General features: G+C 47.1%; 13 protein-coding genes. 8 read left to right on the plus strand and 5 right to left on the minus strand.

Going from position 1 to position 15523, the window contains the following annotated elements; all coding sequences use genetic code 11:
- Window positions 1-152: 152 nt before the first annotated feature.
- Window positions 153-1046, minus strand: coding sequence for a helix-turn-helix transcriptional regulator (locus AEST_RS00540; protein ID WP_008606281.1), 894 nt, complete (start codon window positions 1044-1046; stop codon window positions 153-155).
- A gap of 287 nt (window positions 1047-1333) precedes the next feature.
- Here AEST_RS00540 and AEST_RS00545 point away from each other — a divergent pair, with 287 nt between their 5' ends.
- From AEST_RS00545 to AEST_RS00560, 4 genes are read left to right on the plus strand one after another with little or no spacing between them, the layout of a single operon-like run.
- A complete protein-coding gene (locus AEST_RS00545; protein WP_274517110.1) occupies window positions 1334-2779 on the plus strand; it encodes a DUF3375 domain-containing protein in 1446 nt (481 codons plus the stop codon).
- Window positions 2780-2799: 20 nt separating this feature from the next.
- Window positions 2800-3666: a DUF4194 domain-containing protein gene (locus tag AEST_RS00550; RefSeq protein ID WP_008606284.1), complete on the plus strand. Its 867-nt coding sequence runs from the start codon at window positions 2800-2802 to the stop codon at window positions 3664-3666.
- A complete protein-coding gene (locus AEST_RS00555; protein ID WP_008606285.1) occupies window positions 3663-7124 on the plus strand; it encodes an ATP-binding protein in 3462 nt (1153 codons plus the stop codon). The genes AEST_RS00550 and AEST_RS00555 overlap by 4 nt, the downstream gene beginning before the upstream one ends.
- Entirely contained in the window at window positions 7117-8382 is a 1266-nt protein-coding gene (locus AEST_RS00560; protein ID WP_008606287.1) for a Wadjet anti-phage system protein JetD domain-containing protein, read from the plus strand. Before AEST_RS00555 ends, AEST_RS00560 begins: the two co-directional genes overlap by 8 nt.
- A gap of 254 nt (window positions 8383-8636) precedes the next feature.
- Here AEST_RS00560 and AEST_RS00565 read toward each other — a convergent pair whose 3' ends face one another.
- A complete protein-coding gene (locus AEST_RS00565) occupies window positions 8637-9671 on the minus strand; it encodes an NADH:flavin oxidoreductase/NADH oxidase (protein ID WP_008606289.1) in 1035 nt (344 codons plus the stop codon).
- Window positions 9672-9684: 13 nt separating this feature from the next.
- Between AEST_RS00565 and AEST_RS00570 the strand changes: the two genes are divergently transcribed.
- Window positions 9685-10188: a LysR substrate-binding domain-containing protein gene (locus tag AEST_RS00570; protein WP_008606290.1), complete on the plus strand. Its 504-nt coding sequence runs from the start codon at window positions 9685-9687 to the stop codon at window positions 10186-10188.
- On the opposite strand, the gene hxpB is transcribed toward AEST_RS00570, so the two are convergent.
- The 3 genes from hxpB to AEST_RS00585 form a co-directional block, all read right to left on the minus strand.
- Entirely contained in the window at window positions 10157-10804 is a 648-nt protein-coding gene (gene hxpB, locus AEST_RS00575) for a hexitol phosphatase HxpB (protein ID WP_008606291.1), read from the minus strand. The genes AEST_RS00570 and hxpB overlap by 32 nt on opposite strands.
- 91 nt (window positions 10805-10895) lie before the next feature.
- On the minus strand, window positions 10896-11492 hold the full coding sequence (locus tag AEST_RS00580; protein ID WP_008606292.1) for a response regulator transcription factor: 597 nt from the start codon (window positions 11490-11492) through the stop codon (window positions 10896-10898).
- The gene (locus AEST_RS00585; protein ID WP_008606293.1) at window positions 11489-12565 is read right to left on the minus strand and encodes a sensor histidine kinase; all 1077 of its coding nucleotides are present in this window, start codon (window positions 12563-12565) and stop codon (window positions 11489-11491) included. The genes AEST_RS00580 and AEST_RS00585 overlap by 4 nt, the downstream gene beginning before the upstream one ends.
- Window positions 12566-12842: 277 nt before the next feature.
- On the opposite strand from AEST_RS00585, the gene AEST_RS00590 reads away from it, so the two are divergent.
- The 3 genes from AEST_RS00590 to AEST_RS00600 are packed head-to-tail and all read left to right on the plus strand — an operon-like array spanning window position 12843 to window position 15447.
- The gene (locus tag AEST_RS00590) at window positions 12843-13787 is read left to right on the plus strand and encodes an alpha/beta fold hydrolase (RefSeq protein ID WP_008606294.1); all 945 of its coding nucleotides are present in this window, start codon (window positions 12843-12845) and stop codon (window positions 13785-13787) included.
- Window positions 13788-13789: 2 nt separating this feature from the next.
- Complete coding sequence (locus AEST_RS00595) at window positions 13790-14707, plus strand: ABC transporter ATP-binding protein (protein WP_238534519.1); 918 nt, start codon at window positions 13790-13792, stop codon at window positions 14705-14707.
- Entirely contained in the window at window positions 14704-15447 is a 744-nt protein-coding gene (locus AEST_RS00600; protein WP_008606296.1) for an ABC transporter permease, read from the plus strand. Before AEST_RS00595 ends, AEST_RS00600 begins: the two co-directional genes overlap by 4 nt.
- Window positions 15448-15523: the final 76 nt, after the last annotated feature.

Genomic DNA, 15523 nt, shown 5'->3' on the forward strand with positions numbered 1-15523 from the left:
GCACGACTACGCAATATTTGGGCACAGCAGAGCCACTATAGGAAGATGGCTCGGTGTTGTCCTTTTCGCAATGAGGGGCATCACATTACACTTAATCAGAAGTCAAATTTGACTAAAAGTTGATCTTTCATGACTGTGAATTTCTATTCATACTAGCTTTGTGACCTGTAGCCAGGCGCGATAGCCAGATTTTCTACACCATAGAGGGTGGGAGTGTTTTTAAGCCACAAATGAAACTCTGCTCCTTGTAACTCATGCTCAGGTGAGCAATCAATGTTCCAATGCCTTAAGACGTACCCTGCAACTGCTGCTCGTACGAATATTTTCAGCATCCCGTTTGTCATACCGTACTCGACTTCTATTGTCTCTGGATACTGAAGTTTTGGATGCGGAACGATATGTATCTCAACAATACGGTTCCACTGAATATCACTTTCTTTGGTTTCTGACTTCGTTATCTTAGTACTGAGTAATTTTGCAAAGACAATACGATTTATTACAAAGTCTGTAAACCGAGCACGTTTGCGGTCGTAAGCGCGAACATGCCAGCGCAGGCCATTATCCACCAGCGCAAAAGGAACAATCTCGCGCTGAGTCAAACCGCTGGAAAGTGATCGGTAGTCAATAACTAAAGCCTTTTTCTGGTGAATAGCTCTAGTTATCTCAGCCAGCACGTCCAAGTTTGGGAGGTTTAATTGTGTTGGTGACTCGGTAGTAATTAACGAACCACTGCTTGCGACATGGTCGTCCCCCAGGCCGTAGCATAAAGCAGATAACGCCTGACTTCCCTGGTATTTAAACAAAGGTAGAAACTGCTCTGTTCCGATATAGGTTTTAGCTTTTGTATCATAGGTAATATTGTTAGGAGCTAGTTCCTTGTATAGCGCAATATCCCGAGTAGCTGCAGCTTCTTTAATACCAAATCGATTGACCAAATCATTTCTGTTGATTGTGCCTAAAAAGCGCAATTTGAAGTCAATATGGAATAATCTTTCTTGTTGCGGTTGGCCGATATCTACTAGATTTGCTGGGTTGCAGTTTTTCAAATGACTACCTCTAATCAGCTGGCTCTATACATACCTGATGAGCCGGTTATTCATACTTGATTTTATTTGCTGGCTCTGAAATCTACATTAACCGCTCACAAACGTATTTACGCTCTGAATCGAGAGCGGATCGTAATATTTTGATTTATGGGAGTCAATTATATTTGTTGACATCATCAAAATGATGATGATAATGTTTTTTATGTTCGTGATGGTTGTTTTTATGAGCAACAGCCTAAGCCTATAGCAGAGATTTGAGTGGGGACAAAGGATTGAACTTCCTAGGTTTGCAAGCCAAATACCGGCGGTTATTTGATGAGAGCGCAGCTTGGCGGATGTTAAGGGCCGATAATGCACCTTATATCCTTGCGTTCATCGCGGAACTCTTTTCAGAAGAAAGCGAAGTTCCTTACGGCCGAGCACGCATCTTGCTGGATGCTGAGATTGAACGAAGCAGAGAGCTCGGAATTTGGCAAACGGAGTCTTCGGCCGCCACCTATTTAAATCAATGGATTAAGTATGGCTGGTTACGAGAAATGGATGATTCTCTTACTAAAACTGACGCCAGTGAAATAGCGTTGAGATTCTGTAAAGGACTTGATGAACGCCATTCCGGCACAACTGCTTCACATTTGCGTATTGTACAAGAAGCCGTTCGCGACTTGGCGGTTGCAATTAGTCCTAACGTTGATGAAAAAGTAACTCTGCTTGAAAGTAAAAAGGCAGAGATCCAACGAGAAATTGAGTCGCTTCAAGCGGGGGTAGTCCCGGTTTTAAGTGAGTCTGAGCAAAGAGAGCGAATTCGTCAGATTTATCAATTGGCTTCAGTACTGACTGGTGATTTTCGTCGTGTTGAGGACGAGATCAGGATTCTTGATAAAGAACTCAGAATTCAGATTATTGAGGGTGATATCTCTCGTGGAGATGTGCTGCTTTCAGTCATGGAAAGAGAAGCATTGCTTTCTACTACAGAAGCAGGAAGTGCATTTGAAGGCTTTTATCAGCTGCTGTGTGATCAAAACCGCGCAATGGAATTTCGTGAGCAGCTCCGTAGTATTTTGAGTCGACCGATAGGTCAGCAATTATCAAGTAGCCAGCATCAATTTCTTAGCCACCTAATGCGTGAGTTGAGCCGAGAAAGCGAAAGAGTGTTTCGTGTCAGGCGGCGTAGTGAAGAGGGCCTGCGTTCATATATTGAAAGCGGCGCTGCTGCAGAAAATCAGGCGGTTGATAGATTGTTGTCAAAGCTAGAGAGACAAGCTCTTTTGCTCCGTGATGGAGATTTGGATTTGATGACAGAAACGGAACTGAGTCTTCCTGTTGGTCCTATTGAGATTAAATCTCCTGAATCAATGAGATTAAGAAGCCCGGATGACAAGCTCGATACATCGGGCGTTGAAGAAAATGCTAATAAAAGAGAACCCAGTACTAGCATGCTTAATTGCCTTGATGCTGTTCAAGTAAGACAAGTGGCTAATAAGGTTCTTAACGCTCTGAAAAAACATGGCCCGATGTCGATTGCCAGGCTGGCTGAGGAAAACCCATTGAAGTCAGGTCTGGAGGAGCTTGTCGCGTATTTGCGAGTAGCAAAAGCGGTGAATGCGACCATGTTAGATGAAAAAGAGGAAGTAATCTTAGTTGATAAGCAAGGTGTCAAGCTGAAGGCTTTTATACCTACCTATCTATTAACTGCCGAACTATTTCCAAAAGATATCGATGAACTTGCCCTTTAGCGGGTAGCCAAGGAAAGCCAATGACGAATGCAATGCCACCCAATAGCTTCTTTTCGATGGTAACAGGTAAATCCGATAAAGAGTTACATGCTGACGTTAATGAAGTTAAAAGCGGAGGAACGGATGCAGCACCCCATGATTTAGATGATTCATTCCTAAAAGTTCCGAATCGACACATCGAAGACCTAACATTGCAAAGTGACGAATCTGGACTAATAACGGAGAGCCATAAATCAAGTGATTCTGAAATGCCGCATGATGCACGGCGAGTTTTGGTTCATCTGATGCGGCAGGGGGCCGTGATGGCATCACAAAAACCGAAACTATTTGAACAGTTATGTCGCTATGAATTGGCAGTACGTAAGCATCTATCTGAAGTTTACCTCCAGCTAGTACTTGATCAGAAGTCTGGTGTCGCCTTTGTAGCCAGTACTACCTCAGAACATAGTGGCAAAATTGAAGGCGGTGAGTTGGAAGATGAAGTGACTGAAACTGACGAGTCAGCCACCTTGATCCCGACGCGAACCCTTTCCCTGTTTGATACATTGATACTATTAGTTTTAAGAAAGCATTATCAGGAGCGAGAATCAGCAGGAGAACAAAAAATTACGATTGATATCGAGCGTTTAGAATCCTATCTGACACCTTTCTTACCAATAACTGACCATGCGTCAAAAGATCGAAAAAAGCTACTGATTAGAGTAAAAGAGATGGTTAAGCGGAAAGTTTTGTCGACGATTAGAGGTGAAGATGATCGTTACGAAGTCACTCCCATCATTCGCTATGTAGTGAATGCCGGCTTTTTAGAGAACATGTTAGCTGAATACACTGCGCTCGCCCAAAAGCAACTCAACGAGACAGTTTTCGCAGGGAGTGATCATAAATGACTGCTAATTTACTCGAAAACTCCGCTCATTCTTCTACCAACGAGCTTGGTAACTTAATATCCAGGAATGATTTGTTTTCTAAAGGTCAAATAAGGTTATCTGAACTGTCAGTTTTTAACTGGGGGTCATTTCATGGGCTGCATACGGCAACGATTGACCCAGAAGGAACCTTGGTAACAGGGGATAATGGTGCTGGGAAATCAACTTTCATTGATGGATTGATGGCTCTTATCCTACCGGCTGGTAAAGCCACATTTAATGTCGCTGCTGCACAAGGTGATCGTTCTGACCGTTCTCTACTGTCTTACATGCGTGGAAGCTTTGGTTCTGCTCATGATGGCGCTGCAACTCGCGTAAAGAGCAAGCGGGAAAAAGGTGTTGTTACCGGTCTGAGAGCGCTTTACCGAGCTGACGATGGTTCTTGTATCACTTTAGGAGCGCTTTTCTGGACCACAAGCACAACAAATATACTGAGTGATGTTAAGCGTGTATATCTTGTCGCCAAGCGAAATCTTCAACTTAAGGAGCTGCTCGATGCTTTTGGTGAAGGTAATACAAGACAACTCAAACAGTGGTTAAGGGATGATCCTGCCATAACAGATTGCGACAGTAATTTCTCAGAATATCAGGAGCTATATCGAAAGCATCTCTATATGGATAACAAAAATGCCCCTGTATTGTTATCGCGAGCGCTTGGCTTGAAGAAGATTGATGATCTAACCAAGCTAATACGTGAGTTAGTACTTGAGCCAAGTGGGGTAAAAGATGATGCAAAAAATGTTGTTGAGGAATTTGCCGACCTCGTGGCAATACATGAACAACTTATTGATGCGAAGGAGCAGTACAGCCATTTAAGTAGATTGCCTGAATTGGCTGATTCAATTGCAAAAGCTACTAATGCCATGGGCGCACTCTTGCTCGAAAAGCGTAACCTGGGGACCTACTTTGGTGAGGCGCTTTCTATTCTTTGGGCAGAAAAGCTTGTAGATATAAATAAAGCACTGGATTTAATATCACGCGAAATAAACAGCTTAGAAATAGACGAAAGTGATGCTCAGTCATCCGTTGAGCAGAGACACGAAGAATATTTGAGTCTTGGTGGCGATAAAATTGAATCACTGAAAGGAAAGATTAAAGACGTTAAAGACAAGCTTGATAGCGTGATTCAGGTTTCATCTAAATATCAGGGTGATTGCCGAAGTCTTAGTTTGAATTCGGAGCTTAATGAAGAGGTTTTTCTAACTAACAAGAGCAAGGCTATCGAAAACCTGGCCAAAATTGAAGAAGACACAAAGCAAGCCCAAGATCGCTTTGGGGATGTTGCCGCTCAGCTAAGCGAGCAACAGAAAAATTTAAATGCGATTAAAGGTGAGATTCTGGAGATTGAGGCTCGTCCAGATTCAAATATCGATGTTCGCTATCAGAAGCTTCGAGATGAAATGATTGAATCGCTCGGCTTACCGGGCGAGGAACTTGTTTTTATTGGTGAGTTGTTGGATGTCAAAGATGACGAGAAGCTATGGCAAGGGGCTATTGAGCGGGCAATGGGTGGACTAAAAACAACGTTGCTTGTGCCCCAAAAGAATTATTCGATGGTTACTCGCTGGCTCAACGTTAGACATACTGGTTTGCATGTGCGGGCTCAAGTTGTCTCTCAAGTTCGAACAGATCAAAGATCCACAGGTTTCACTGAATTCAGTGAGCGGGGTTATCTTCGTAAATTGATATGGAAAGACCATGCGTATCGAGATTGGTTGAAAAGCCACTTGTACAATTTTGATTTACAGTGTGTGTCTGGAACTGATGAACTTGATACCACCCCATTTTCAATGACTCGGGAAGGGCTTGTGCATATGGAGCGGGGCCGTTTTGAGAAGAAAGACCAGAGGAATATAGATGATCGCAGAAGTTGGAGTCTTGGATTCTCGAACAAATCACGCCTGGCACTGCTAAATACAGATAAAGGGGCTGCGGAACATCGTTTGTCTGAGCTGGGTAAGACTTTAAAGGAGGCAAGAGAAGCACTTAATAAAAATGCTGAGAAGGCCAAGATATGGGAACGCCTGAGTTCGTTCACATGGGAGCAGATCAATGCACCATACTGGCAAAGACGTTTAGAAAGTGAGCAAGTTGCTCTGAATGATCTGGAAAAATCGGGTGGCGACCTTGAAGTAGCCAGAAGCCGGTGGGATAAAGCTAAAGAACACCTGAAAGAGATTCAGGAAAGCAAGGGACTGCTTTTAACGAGGAAAGGGTCATTAGAAAAGGATAAATCCAATGCTCAAGAGCTGCTGAACAAACATCAGCAGCAAGCTGCAGCCGGAATGACCGATGAAATAAGGCAATTGCTTCAATCTAGGGTGGGCGAGATCCGGTTAGAGGATGCCCATCGGCAGTCAGACTTTGAAAAAGCCATTGATAGCGAATTAGACAAAATACGTTCCGCTAAGAGTACAGCAGAAAATGTCGCAAATGGGATAATGGGAGCGTTCCGAGGAAAGGATAAGTGGCAACCTATCACAGTTGACTGGCCTTCAGGTCTGGAAGGGCTGCAATATTATCTTGAACACTATACCTATATTGAGACAGAAGGGCTTCCGGAGCTAATTGATCGCTTTAAAGAACGTTTGAACAAGCATGCCACTCAATCATTGGCTCGTATCAAGACAAGGCTTGAATCTGAAAGAGAAGATATTTTAGAAAGAATAGATACGATAAACCGTGTTTTGAAACGAACTGAATTTAAACAAGGAAGCCATTTAAGGCTGGGTTCCAAGCGTGAAAAATATCCACACGTGATGGAGTTTGAGAGAAAAGTCAGAAGTGCACTGAGCTACGCAACGAGTGATGACCACGAAGTCCGATTCCGACTTTTGTCTGAAGTGGTTGATATTCTTGACAAGGCGAGTGCACCGGGTACATCTACTAATGAAGAAAGCAAAAGGCTTTTGGACCCCCGTTATCAAATGTCATTTTTTGCGGAAGAAATTGACTCGCAGACGTTGGAAGTTAGAGATGTGCTTGAATCAAGCAGTGGAAAGTCTGGTGGTGAAAAAGAGTCATTTGCTGGCACTATCGTCGCTGCCAGTCTTGCCTATGTGCTAACACCGGATGGATACGATAGACCAATTTACTGCACGGTGTTTCTGGATGAGGCTTTTTCTAATACCGCCGAGGCTGTAAGTCGTCGCGTTCTTAGAGTATTCAAGGAATTGCATATACACGTGAATTTGATTACGCCTTATAAAAATCTAAACTTAGCAAGAGAGTCTGCACGATCACTACTCATTGCTGAGCGAGATCCAGCGCTCCATGAGAGTCATTTGTGCGAAGTCACATGGGAGGAAATTGATAAGCGCATGGCCCAGCAGAAACGTTCAGTTCAGTTTATTGATATAGCGGGTGAAATCGAACTGAAGGACCTTGGAAACCCAGAAGTTGAGTCCAGTGATGTCTGAAACAAACAGTAGACCAGCATGGGGGCTTCTTCAGCAGGATATCGTTGAGCTTTTGCGTGCTAAGTATTGGAACAATACGAAGACTTTAAAGGGCTTGCTTGGTGGTAACAAAGAGTTTCCGATACGGATATCTCTGAAGCCACCTAAAGGTAATGCAGTCCTGAATGATATTAAGCATTTTCAAGAGTTTATAGATTCTTGGAGATCTTTCTGTGAGCAGATTGAATATGAATCCTTAAAAGTCAAAGTCAGTTGGGATACCGTAAAATTTAGATCCCTTTCTGAGCAGAAAGTGCCAACTAGTGTGGCAATACCAGATATCAGTTCGATTGCTCAAATGCTAGGTAGTGAACAAGAACGGCAGCTTATAGACTGGCAGAACAGAGTAGCATTTATCTTTGATTCACTCGCGGTAGAGCTTGCTAAACGAAGTGTCCACCCAATCAGGTCAGGTTATGAGCGTGAGTTATTCTCCGAACTCATTGGGAATCTGGAAGTCTTGTCCGATTTTAGCGATTCAGACTTGAAGTTGCTGGTTAAACTCATTCCACAGCTTCACAAGGGCATGGGGCGCGGATGTTATTTAAGGGCGCTTCCTGTCATATTTGTAGATACAAAATTTATAGAGAAAAATCTTAGGGTTATTGAGTCAGTTACCTCAGCCGTCTTGGATTGCTCTGTAAAAGAAATAGGGCTTTTAAGTTGGCTTGATTGCAGGAATAAGCCAAAAGATTGGCTGTTAGTAAGGCCTTTATGCAAAAAAACTAAGGATTCCCTCAGAGGTTTGCCGCAGTTACGTCTGTCTTCAGAAACATTAATGGACTTTGAGTTGCCTGCTAAAAATATTCTTGTGATTGAGAATGAGCAGTCGTGCCTGTCTTTAGATAATATTCCTGACACGATAGCTGTGTCGGGAGGAGGCAAGAACGTTTCATGGATGAAGGCAAGTTGGCTCACCAGTAAGCGAGTTGCCTATTGGGGAGACATTGATTCTGAGGGGCTTGCCATACTTAGTGATGTTCGTAGCAAGTTAAGTTCGATTATCCCATTGATGATGGATTCGGATACCGTTGAGGCTTACCGAGATAGAATGGTTGACGAGCCAGAATCGGTAACTCGAGAGCCTGTTGCATTGACTGACCGCGAGCTGATTCTCTTCAGAATGCTACGTAATGGTACTTTCGGCTGTACTCGTTTAGAGCAAGAGCGTTTACCTATCGATTTTGTTTATGAGAAACTTCGGTTGTGGGTCGGTTAAATAGTTAAAAAATAAAAGTTGATTTAAAACAGATGTTTAACCATGTCCTGATATCATTTTAGATCTATTTTGTCACTTATTGGGCGTTTGTCAAAACAATCGGCTATCCGATCAGTGCGATGGGAAAAATGGCAGCTCGCTGGGTACTGCGAGACGTCTATCAATATGACAGTGACGGTGTGCAGCAGCTATTTGAGCCAGCGCTGATAACACGCGACTCTGTACTGCCAGCACACCGTTAGAGCACTGAGTTATCAGCTGCCTGCTGGCCGGTAACGCGCCAGCCAGTGGGCATAAGGTGCCGGTAATACCGAGGCCGGGTTGTCGATTTGTAACTGCTGTGCTGCAACATAGCTCCAGTGCGGATTAGCTAAATGCGCCCGGCCAATCATTACCAAGTCCATTTGACCGCTGGCCACGGCATTTTCTGCTAATTGTGGTGTGTCGATACCCCAGGATGAGGCTACCGGCAATGCGGCTTGTTGCTTCACTTGCCGGGCGATCGGGCCTAAGAATGCCGGCCCCCAAGGAATATTCGTTTCGGCAATAGTAAAGCCAACACTGACGTTTAGCAGATCCAGCCCCAGAGCTTTCATTTGCCGCGTCAGCTCAATCGATTCTTGCAGCGTTTCTTCGTCGTTGCCGTCAAACTCAATCACACCAAAGCGGGCCGTAAGTGGCAAATGTTCAGGCCAAACCGCGCGCACTGCTGCCACAGTTTCTAATAAAAAGCGACTGCGGCCGGCAAAGTCACCGCCGTACTCGTCAGTACGCTGGTTGCTGTGTTTGGAGAAAAAGCTTTGCGCCAGATAGCCATGGGCAAAGTGCAGCTCTAACCACTCAAAGCCGGCTGCCAGCGCCCGTTTTGCTGCCGCTACATAATCGGCTTGCACCCGCTTGATATCGTCGATAGTCATAGCACGCGGTACTTTTGGTAAATGATGACCAAAAGCAACGGCCGATGGCGCGATAGTTTGCCAGCCTCGGCTATCGTCAGCGGCAATATGATCATCACCTTCCCAAGGCTTATTGGCACTGGCTTTACGGCCGGCATGCGCCAGCTGAATGCCCGGTACACTGCCTGCGTCTTTAATGGCTTTTGCAATGGCCGCCATGCCCGCTTGCTGCTCATCTCGCCATAACCCGGTACAGCCTGGGGTAATACGTCCTTCCGGTGCAACACCGGTAGCCTCGACAATCACCAGGCCTGCGCCACCGCGGGCCAGTGAGGTGTAATGGGCCAAATGCCAATCGGTAGTAAAGCCATCTACGGCGCTATACTGGCACATCGGCGGAATGGCGATGCGGTTACGTAAGGTGACACTTTTTAAATTAAAGGGGCAAACCTTTAAACCGGACGATCCCCGGTTATATGCTGAAGAAATTGCCGAAGAGCCGCTGGAGCTGGTATACCCTGCGGGTTACCAAGTGCGGGAATGGCAGGATTTACAGCGCTTAGGCTTTATTAACCATCCCGATGGCAAAGCGATGGCGACCCGTTTGCTTAGCCGGCATTTTCCGGCTAATCCGGGGGTAACAACCTTGCCCTGCAAGGGCTACAGCAATCAGGTAAGTTTGCTACTGCAGCCGGTGGCTCTGGGCTTAGGCTTTACCGTGGTCCCCCGTTATGCACGGCAGGCGTTTGCTGCCCAAGATAAGATTGCCGTATTGCAATGTGGCCAGCCGGTAATCGATACGCTATGGGCAATTTATCGCGCCGAGTGGCCGTTAAATGCCCGTTGCCGGCTGGTACTGGAGCGGATCCGCAGTACTCTCAACCAAGCTGCCGCCAGTCAAATTCAGTAAAACAGCGAGTTTTATAATCGGCAATGGCAAATTTGCTGTGCTGCCATTCATGTGCAGCGGGAATGGCGACCACTGTCATCCCCGCGGCTTTGGCAGCCGTTACACCGGCAAAGGAATCTTCAAAGACCAGACACTGCTCTGGTGCTACGTCAAGCTTACTGGCCGCTAGCAGATAAATATCCGGCGCCGGCTTACCGCGACTGACCAGCTCTAAATGGCAGTGCGCCTGAAAATACTGCCGGATTTGTAGCCGCTGTAAGGTGGTATCCAGCAGCAGCTTCGGCGAGTTGGTGGCGACGGCCATCTTGAGCTGACGCCGTGCATTTTCAGCCAGCAGCGCCAGTAAGCCGGTTTTCGGTTCGCCGCTGCTGGCGACGCCAGAGGCAACAAAGTCGATAATTTGTTGATGTACCTGCTCCGGGCTAAGTACGGGCCAGGGTTGATGCTGATACCAGTGCGCGATGACCGCAGCCGTGGTAAGGCCGGTACTTTGTAGTAGTGGTGGCCGGCTAAAATCGACACCCAGCCCACCGAGAATTTGCTGTTCGGCCTGATGCCAAAGTGGCTCAGAGTCGATCAGCACACCGTCCATATCAAAGATAACTGCCTGAAACATTATTGCTCCGTTGTGATAATTGACCGGATCAAAAGCAAGCAGGCAGATTACATCGTCACCGCTTGCTATTCCAGAGTTCTATCACGGCGAGTTACAGCCAACCTTTTTGCCGCGCAATGCGCGCGGCATCAATGCGGTTAGCCGCGTTAAGTTTGCTGATGGCTTCCGACAAGTAATTGCGAGCTGTGCCTTCGGCAATATACAGTGCCGCGGCAATTTCGCTGGTGCTTTTGCCCTCAGCCGCTAACCGCAGTGCCTGGCGCTCTTTCTCGGTTAACGGGTCCTGCTCGCCTAGTGAATTTAGTAACAGCTCACTGTCGACGACCTTTTTGCCTGCCATTACCTGTTGCATCGCCTGCACCAGCTGTTCGACCGGCGCATCTTTTAATAAAAAGCCGCCGACACCGGCATCCATCGCCCGTTTTACATAACCAGCGCGACCGAAGGTGGTAATAATCACTACCTTGGTCGCCAGCTTTTGCTGTTGTACATACTGCGCCAGTTCAATACCGCTGGCGCCTGGCATTTCGATATCGGTGAGCAGCATATCAAAGCTGTGTTGCTTTAGCTGTTGTAAGGCTGCATGACCATCCACTGCTTCCGTAACCTGTATATTGGCCTCTAAGCGCAGTAAAGTGGCTAAGGCAGTACGTACCATTGCCTGATCTTCAGCCAGTAAAATATTCATAGCGGCTCCTGTAGCGGTAACTCAATGATAGCCCTAAAGCCAGAGCCGTGTTCTAACGTTAACTGTGCGCCAATCGCGGCAAGGCGCTGCCGCAGGCCGGTTAAACCGTTGCCTTCTTTGAATGCTGCGGCTTTGCCGTTGTCGGTTAGTTGCAGCTGTAAGCGATGGTTGTTTTGCATAAAACCTAATTGACAGCTATCGCCCTGGCTGTGACGCATAATATTAGTAACGAGCTCGGTCAGCGCCAGAATTAAAGTGGTTTCACGGCGGCTATCCAGCTGTGGGATCTCACCGCTCAGTTCGACTTGAAAGCCGGCATCACGTAAGCGCGACAGCAGTTTCGCCACTTCGGCAGTTAACCCCTGATGTTTAAAACCAGAGACACTTTGTCGCACCTGACTTAACGCATCACGGGCGATAGCGCTAAGTTCGGTCAGTTGCTGCTGTGCTGCCTCTGCTTGCTGGCGTGCCAGCAGTTTTTCCGCCAAATCAGCTTTTAAAATAATGCTCGACAGGGTGTGCCCTAAGATATCGTGCAGATCACGGCCAATACGCTCACGCTCCACCATGGCGGCCAGTTGCTTGATTTCATCGGCACTTCGCTGCTCTTGCAAGCGTTTGCGCATCGTTTGTTGCTCAATCCAACCTAAAAAACTGACCCCAAGTACAATAGGCACACCAATATGCAAAAAATGTGGCCAGTGAATGGTTAGGGTTAAATCGAGGATAACCAGCAAGGCGATCAGGGCAGCGATGGCCGCCAGGTAACGATTTGATGGATTGGCATAACCGATAAAAAAGCCAGCATAGGAAAACATCGCGATAGAGCCGGGGTTAATGGGGGTGATAAGGCTGGCTATAGCAATAATACCAAGGGTGGGTTTCAGCATTTCCCGGCGAGTGCAGCTGTACGCCCAAAAGTAGCAATACAGAAAACCCATTAGCGCCACGGCCATCAACAGATACTGCCACCACAGAAAACGGACAGTAAACAGCGGAATAAAGAAAAAAACCAGATTAAACAAGTAAACCCAACTGAGCTTTTTTTGCAGTTGATCATCTTGTGGTGTCATAGGCGCCTGTCCAATGTGATGACTGTGCTCTGCGTTGTTGCTTGCCGAGGCAATGCAAAGACGATGTTATGTTTTGCAGGTTACGCTGCAAAACGCAGAGTCACAGTGTAGCGACTTTATGCTGCAGAGCAAAAGTGACAAAGATCATCTCTTCTAATGGCGATTGTCATCGTCATTTCCTGACAAGCGTTACCTGTGCGCTTGCTGGTTTGCCCCTAAACTGGTTGTCATCAGCTTGTCATCACAAGCCTAAACAACCACATTATCGGAGCATGATATGAACCAGTCTAACACCGTAAAACAACGCAATACTTTCACCAGAATGACAGTCTGTGCTGTATTGCTACAGCTGGGTTTAAGTACCGCAACGTTCAGCTTGCCAATTGTTGTCGCGGCCGCGGTGAATGAGCAATCGCAATCAGCTTGTACTTGTTTTGAGGTTACCGTAGTCGGCCAAGGGCCGGCAGTATTGCTTATCCCTGGATTAGCGTCTTCCGCTGACGTTTGGCAAAGTACCGTTGATGCTTTAAAAGGCAATTACCAGCTGCATATCTTTACGCTGGCCGGTTTCGCCGGGGTAAAACCCCTTTCCGCTGAGGCGTGGGGGCAAAGTTATTTAGTCACGCAACAGCAGGCCATTCTCGATTACATTCAACGCCAGCAATTAACCAAACCAGTTGTGATAGGCCATTCGTTGGGCGGTTATCTGGCATTAGCGCTGGCGAGCAGTGCGCCAGAGCAAATCGGTGGCGCCATTAATGTCGATGGCTTACCCGCCTTAGGGGTGCTGTTTGCGGAAAGTGCCGCGCGTAACACCGACCAACCGCAAGCCGCCCCAGCCAGTTTTGACCCTATGCTGATGGCTAAAGGTATGGCAAATAATGAAAGCTGGCATCAGCGAATCGTCAATGACATGTTCCGTTCAGACGGCATGACTTCAGGCCGCGTGATGGGCGAGCTGATGCAGGCAGACTTAAGGCCCCAATTAGCTGCGCTGCAGGTGCCGGTTCTTACGCTAGGCGCGTTACAGAATGGCGCGCCTTACAGCACACCGCAACAAGTGCAAGCGAATTATGAAAAGCAGTTGGCGAATGCCCCGACACAGTTTCATCGCTTTGCGTTCGCAGCAGACGCTAAGCATTTTATTATGGCCGATGCGCCTGCATGGCTAAATCAGCAGATTAGTCAGTTCCTGCAAGTTCACGCTGTGAGTGGGGAGTAACGATGATGCGCGCACTTACCGTAAACAATCTTCATAAAGCTTATGCAGGGACTACGGTGCTAGCTGGCGTAGATTTGACGCTGGATGCGGGTGAGGTACTGTGTGTACTTGGCCCGAATGGTGCCGGCAAAACCACCTTAATCTCAACCTTATTAGGGTTGGTGAATGCCGATAGTGGCGAAATCCACCTGCTTGGAAAACCGCAACTCGGTATGACGCGCAGTCAAGCATTACGCCAGCAGCTTGGCGTGATGATGCAAATTGGCAGTTTAAGCGCCAATCTAAGCGTGTATGAGCAGTGTGATTTATTTAGCAGCTATTATGCACAAGGCTATAGCGCCGCTGAGCTGGTGGCGCTTGCCGGATTGGAGGCGCAGACAAAACAACGTTTTGGTCGTTTATCCGGTGGGCAAAAACAGCGACTCCTGTTTGCCCTCGCCTTAGCGGGAAAACCGCAGCTGGTGTTTTTGGATGAACCGACCTTGGGGATGGATGTTGAGGCGCGGCAGGCATTATGGCAACAGGTGAAACAGCTCAGACAACAGGGCGTTGCAGTGGTATTAACTACGCACTATCTGGAAGAAGCCGAACAATTAGCCGATAGCATTGCCGTGCTGCATCAAGGCCGAATTGTTGCAAAGGGCAGCCCAAGCGAACTTAAAGCCTTAATGCAGTATAAAGTGGTGCGCTGTCACAGTCGCTTAACAGATGCGGAGCTGGCGCTATTACCGGCAGTATTGCAAGTTAGCCGTGAGCAACAGCTGATCACCTTACATAGCCACCATGCTGAGCAAACCGTGCGTGCTTTACTTCAGATAGATCAGTGGGTGACAGATTTAGAAGTGCGACCCGTTGCCTTAGAGCAAGCCTTTTTACACCTTACCCAAACCCCTGCAACGCAACAGGAGCAAGCCGCATGAACACCGTAGCTATCTATCGAAAAGAAGCCTGGTACGATCTGCTGAGCATTTTGCGTACCCCGGCTTTTGTCATTCCTTCCTTAGCTTTTCCGGTGGTGTTCTATGTATTTTTTGGTGTGCTGTTTAACAGCGGCGGCGCGAGCGCCTATATGTTGGTGACCTATGGTTGCTTTGGTATTATGGGTCCGGCCATGTTTAATTTTGCCATCAATATTGCCAGTGACCGCGCGCACGGCTGGCTTACTTTAAAGCGCTTGTCGCCCATGCCTGTGCCTGCCTATTTATTGGCTAAATTTATTACTGCACTGATGTTCTCGTTAGTGATTATTGGGCTGCTTTTTACGTTAGCTGTATTGTTTGCTGGAGTAAAGTTAGCACCAAGCCAATGGGTATTGTTGGCCGGAATATTACTCTTAGGCACCTTACCGTTTGCTTTAATCGGTTTGATTTTGGGGTTAACACTGAGTGATAAAGCGGCACCTGCGGTAGTTAATCTGGTGTATTTACCCATGGCGCTGTTATCCGGCCTATGGTTTCCAGTCAATATGCTGCCTGCGCTGCTGCAGCAAGCCAGCTGGGTTTGGCCAAGCTACCATTTGTCGCAAGTGGGGTTAAAAGTGGTGGGCATGGATCAGGGTTATGCACTGTGGATCCATTTGTCAGCACTGACTTTTAGTAGCCTACTGCTTACTATCATCGCTTATTGGGCTTTTCAACGCCTCGGCGCAGCCAAAGCGTAGGCTGTTTCCGGGCACTTTCAGAAAGCAGCTGCAGCCATTTACGGTCTTAAGATTATACTCAACCTGTCGTCCCAAC

The organism is Alishewanella aestuarii B11 (assembly GCF_000280055.1).
Taxonomy (GTDB): Bacteria; Pseudomonadota; Gammaproteobacteria; order Enterobacterales; family Alteromonadaceae; genus Alishewanella; species Alishewanella aestuarii.

Coding starts and splice junctions, on each gene's coding strand:
- AEST_RS00550 (WP_008606284.1), top strand. CDS start 2,800: ATGACGAATGCAATGCCACCCAATAGCTTCTTTTCGATGGTAACAGGT.
- AEST_RS00555 (WP_008606285.1), top strand. CDS start 3,663: ATGACTGCTAATTTACTCGAAAACTCCGCTCATTCTTCTACCAACGAG.
- AEST_RS00560 (WP_008606287.1), top strand. CDS start 7,117: ATGTCTGAAACAAACAGTAGACCAGCATGGGGGCTTCTTCAGCAGGAT.
- AEST_RS00565 (WP_008606289.1), bottom strand. CDS start 9,671: ATGTGCCAGTATAGCGCCGTAGATGGCTTTACTACCGATTGGCATTTG.
- AEST_RS00570 (WP_008606290.1), top strand. CDS start 9,685: ATGCGGTTACGTAAGGTGACACTTTTTAAATTAAAGGGGCAAACCTTT.
- hxpB (WP_008606291.1), bottom strand. CDS start 10,804: ATGTTTCAGGCAGTTATCTTTGATATGGACGGTGTGCTGATCGACTCT.
- AEST_RS00580 (WP_008606292.1), bottom strand. CDS start 11,492: ATGAATATTTTACTGGCTGAAGATCAGGCAATGGTACGTACTGCCTTA.
- AEST_RS00585 (WP_008606293.1), bottom strand. CDS start 12,565: ATGACACCACAAGATGATCAACTGCAAAAAAAGCTCAGTTGGGTTTAC.
- AEST_RS00590 (WP_008606294.1), top strand. CDS start 12,843: ATGAACCAGTCTAACACCGTAAAACAACGCAATACTTTCACCAGAATG.
- AEST_RS00595 (WP_238534519.1), top strand. CDS start 13,790: ATGATGCGCGCACTTACCGTAAACAATCTTCATAAAGCTTATGCAGGG.
- AEST_RS00600 (WP_008606296.1), top strand. CDS start 14,704: ATGAACACCGTAGCTATCTATCGAAAAGAAGCCTGGTACGATCTGCTG.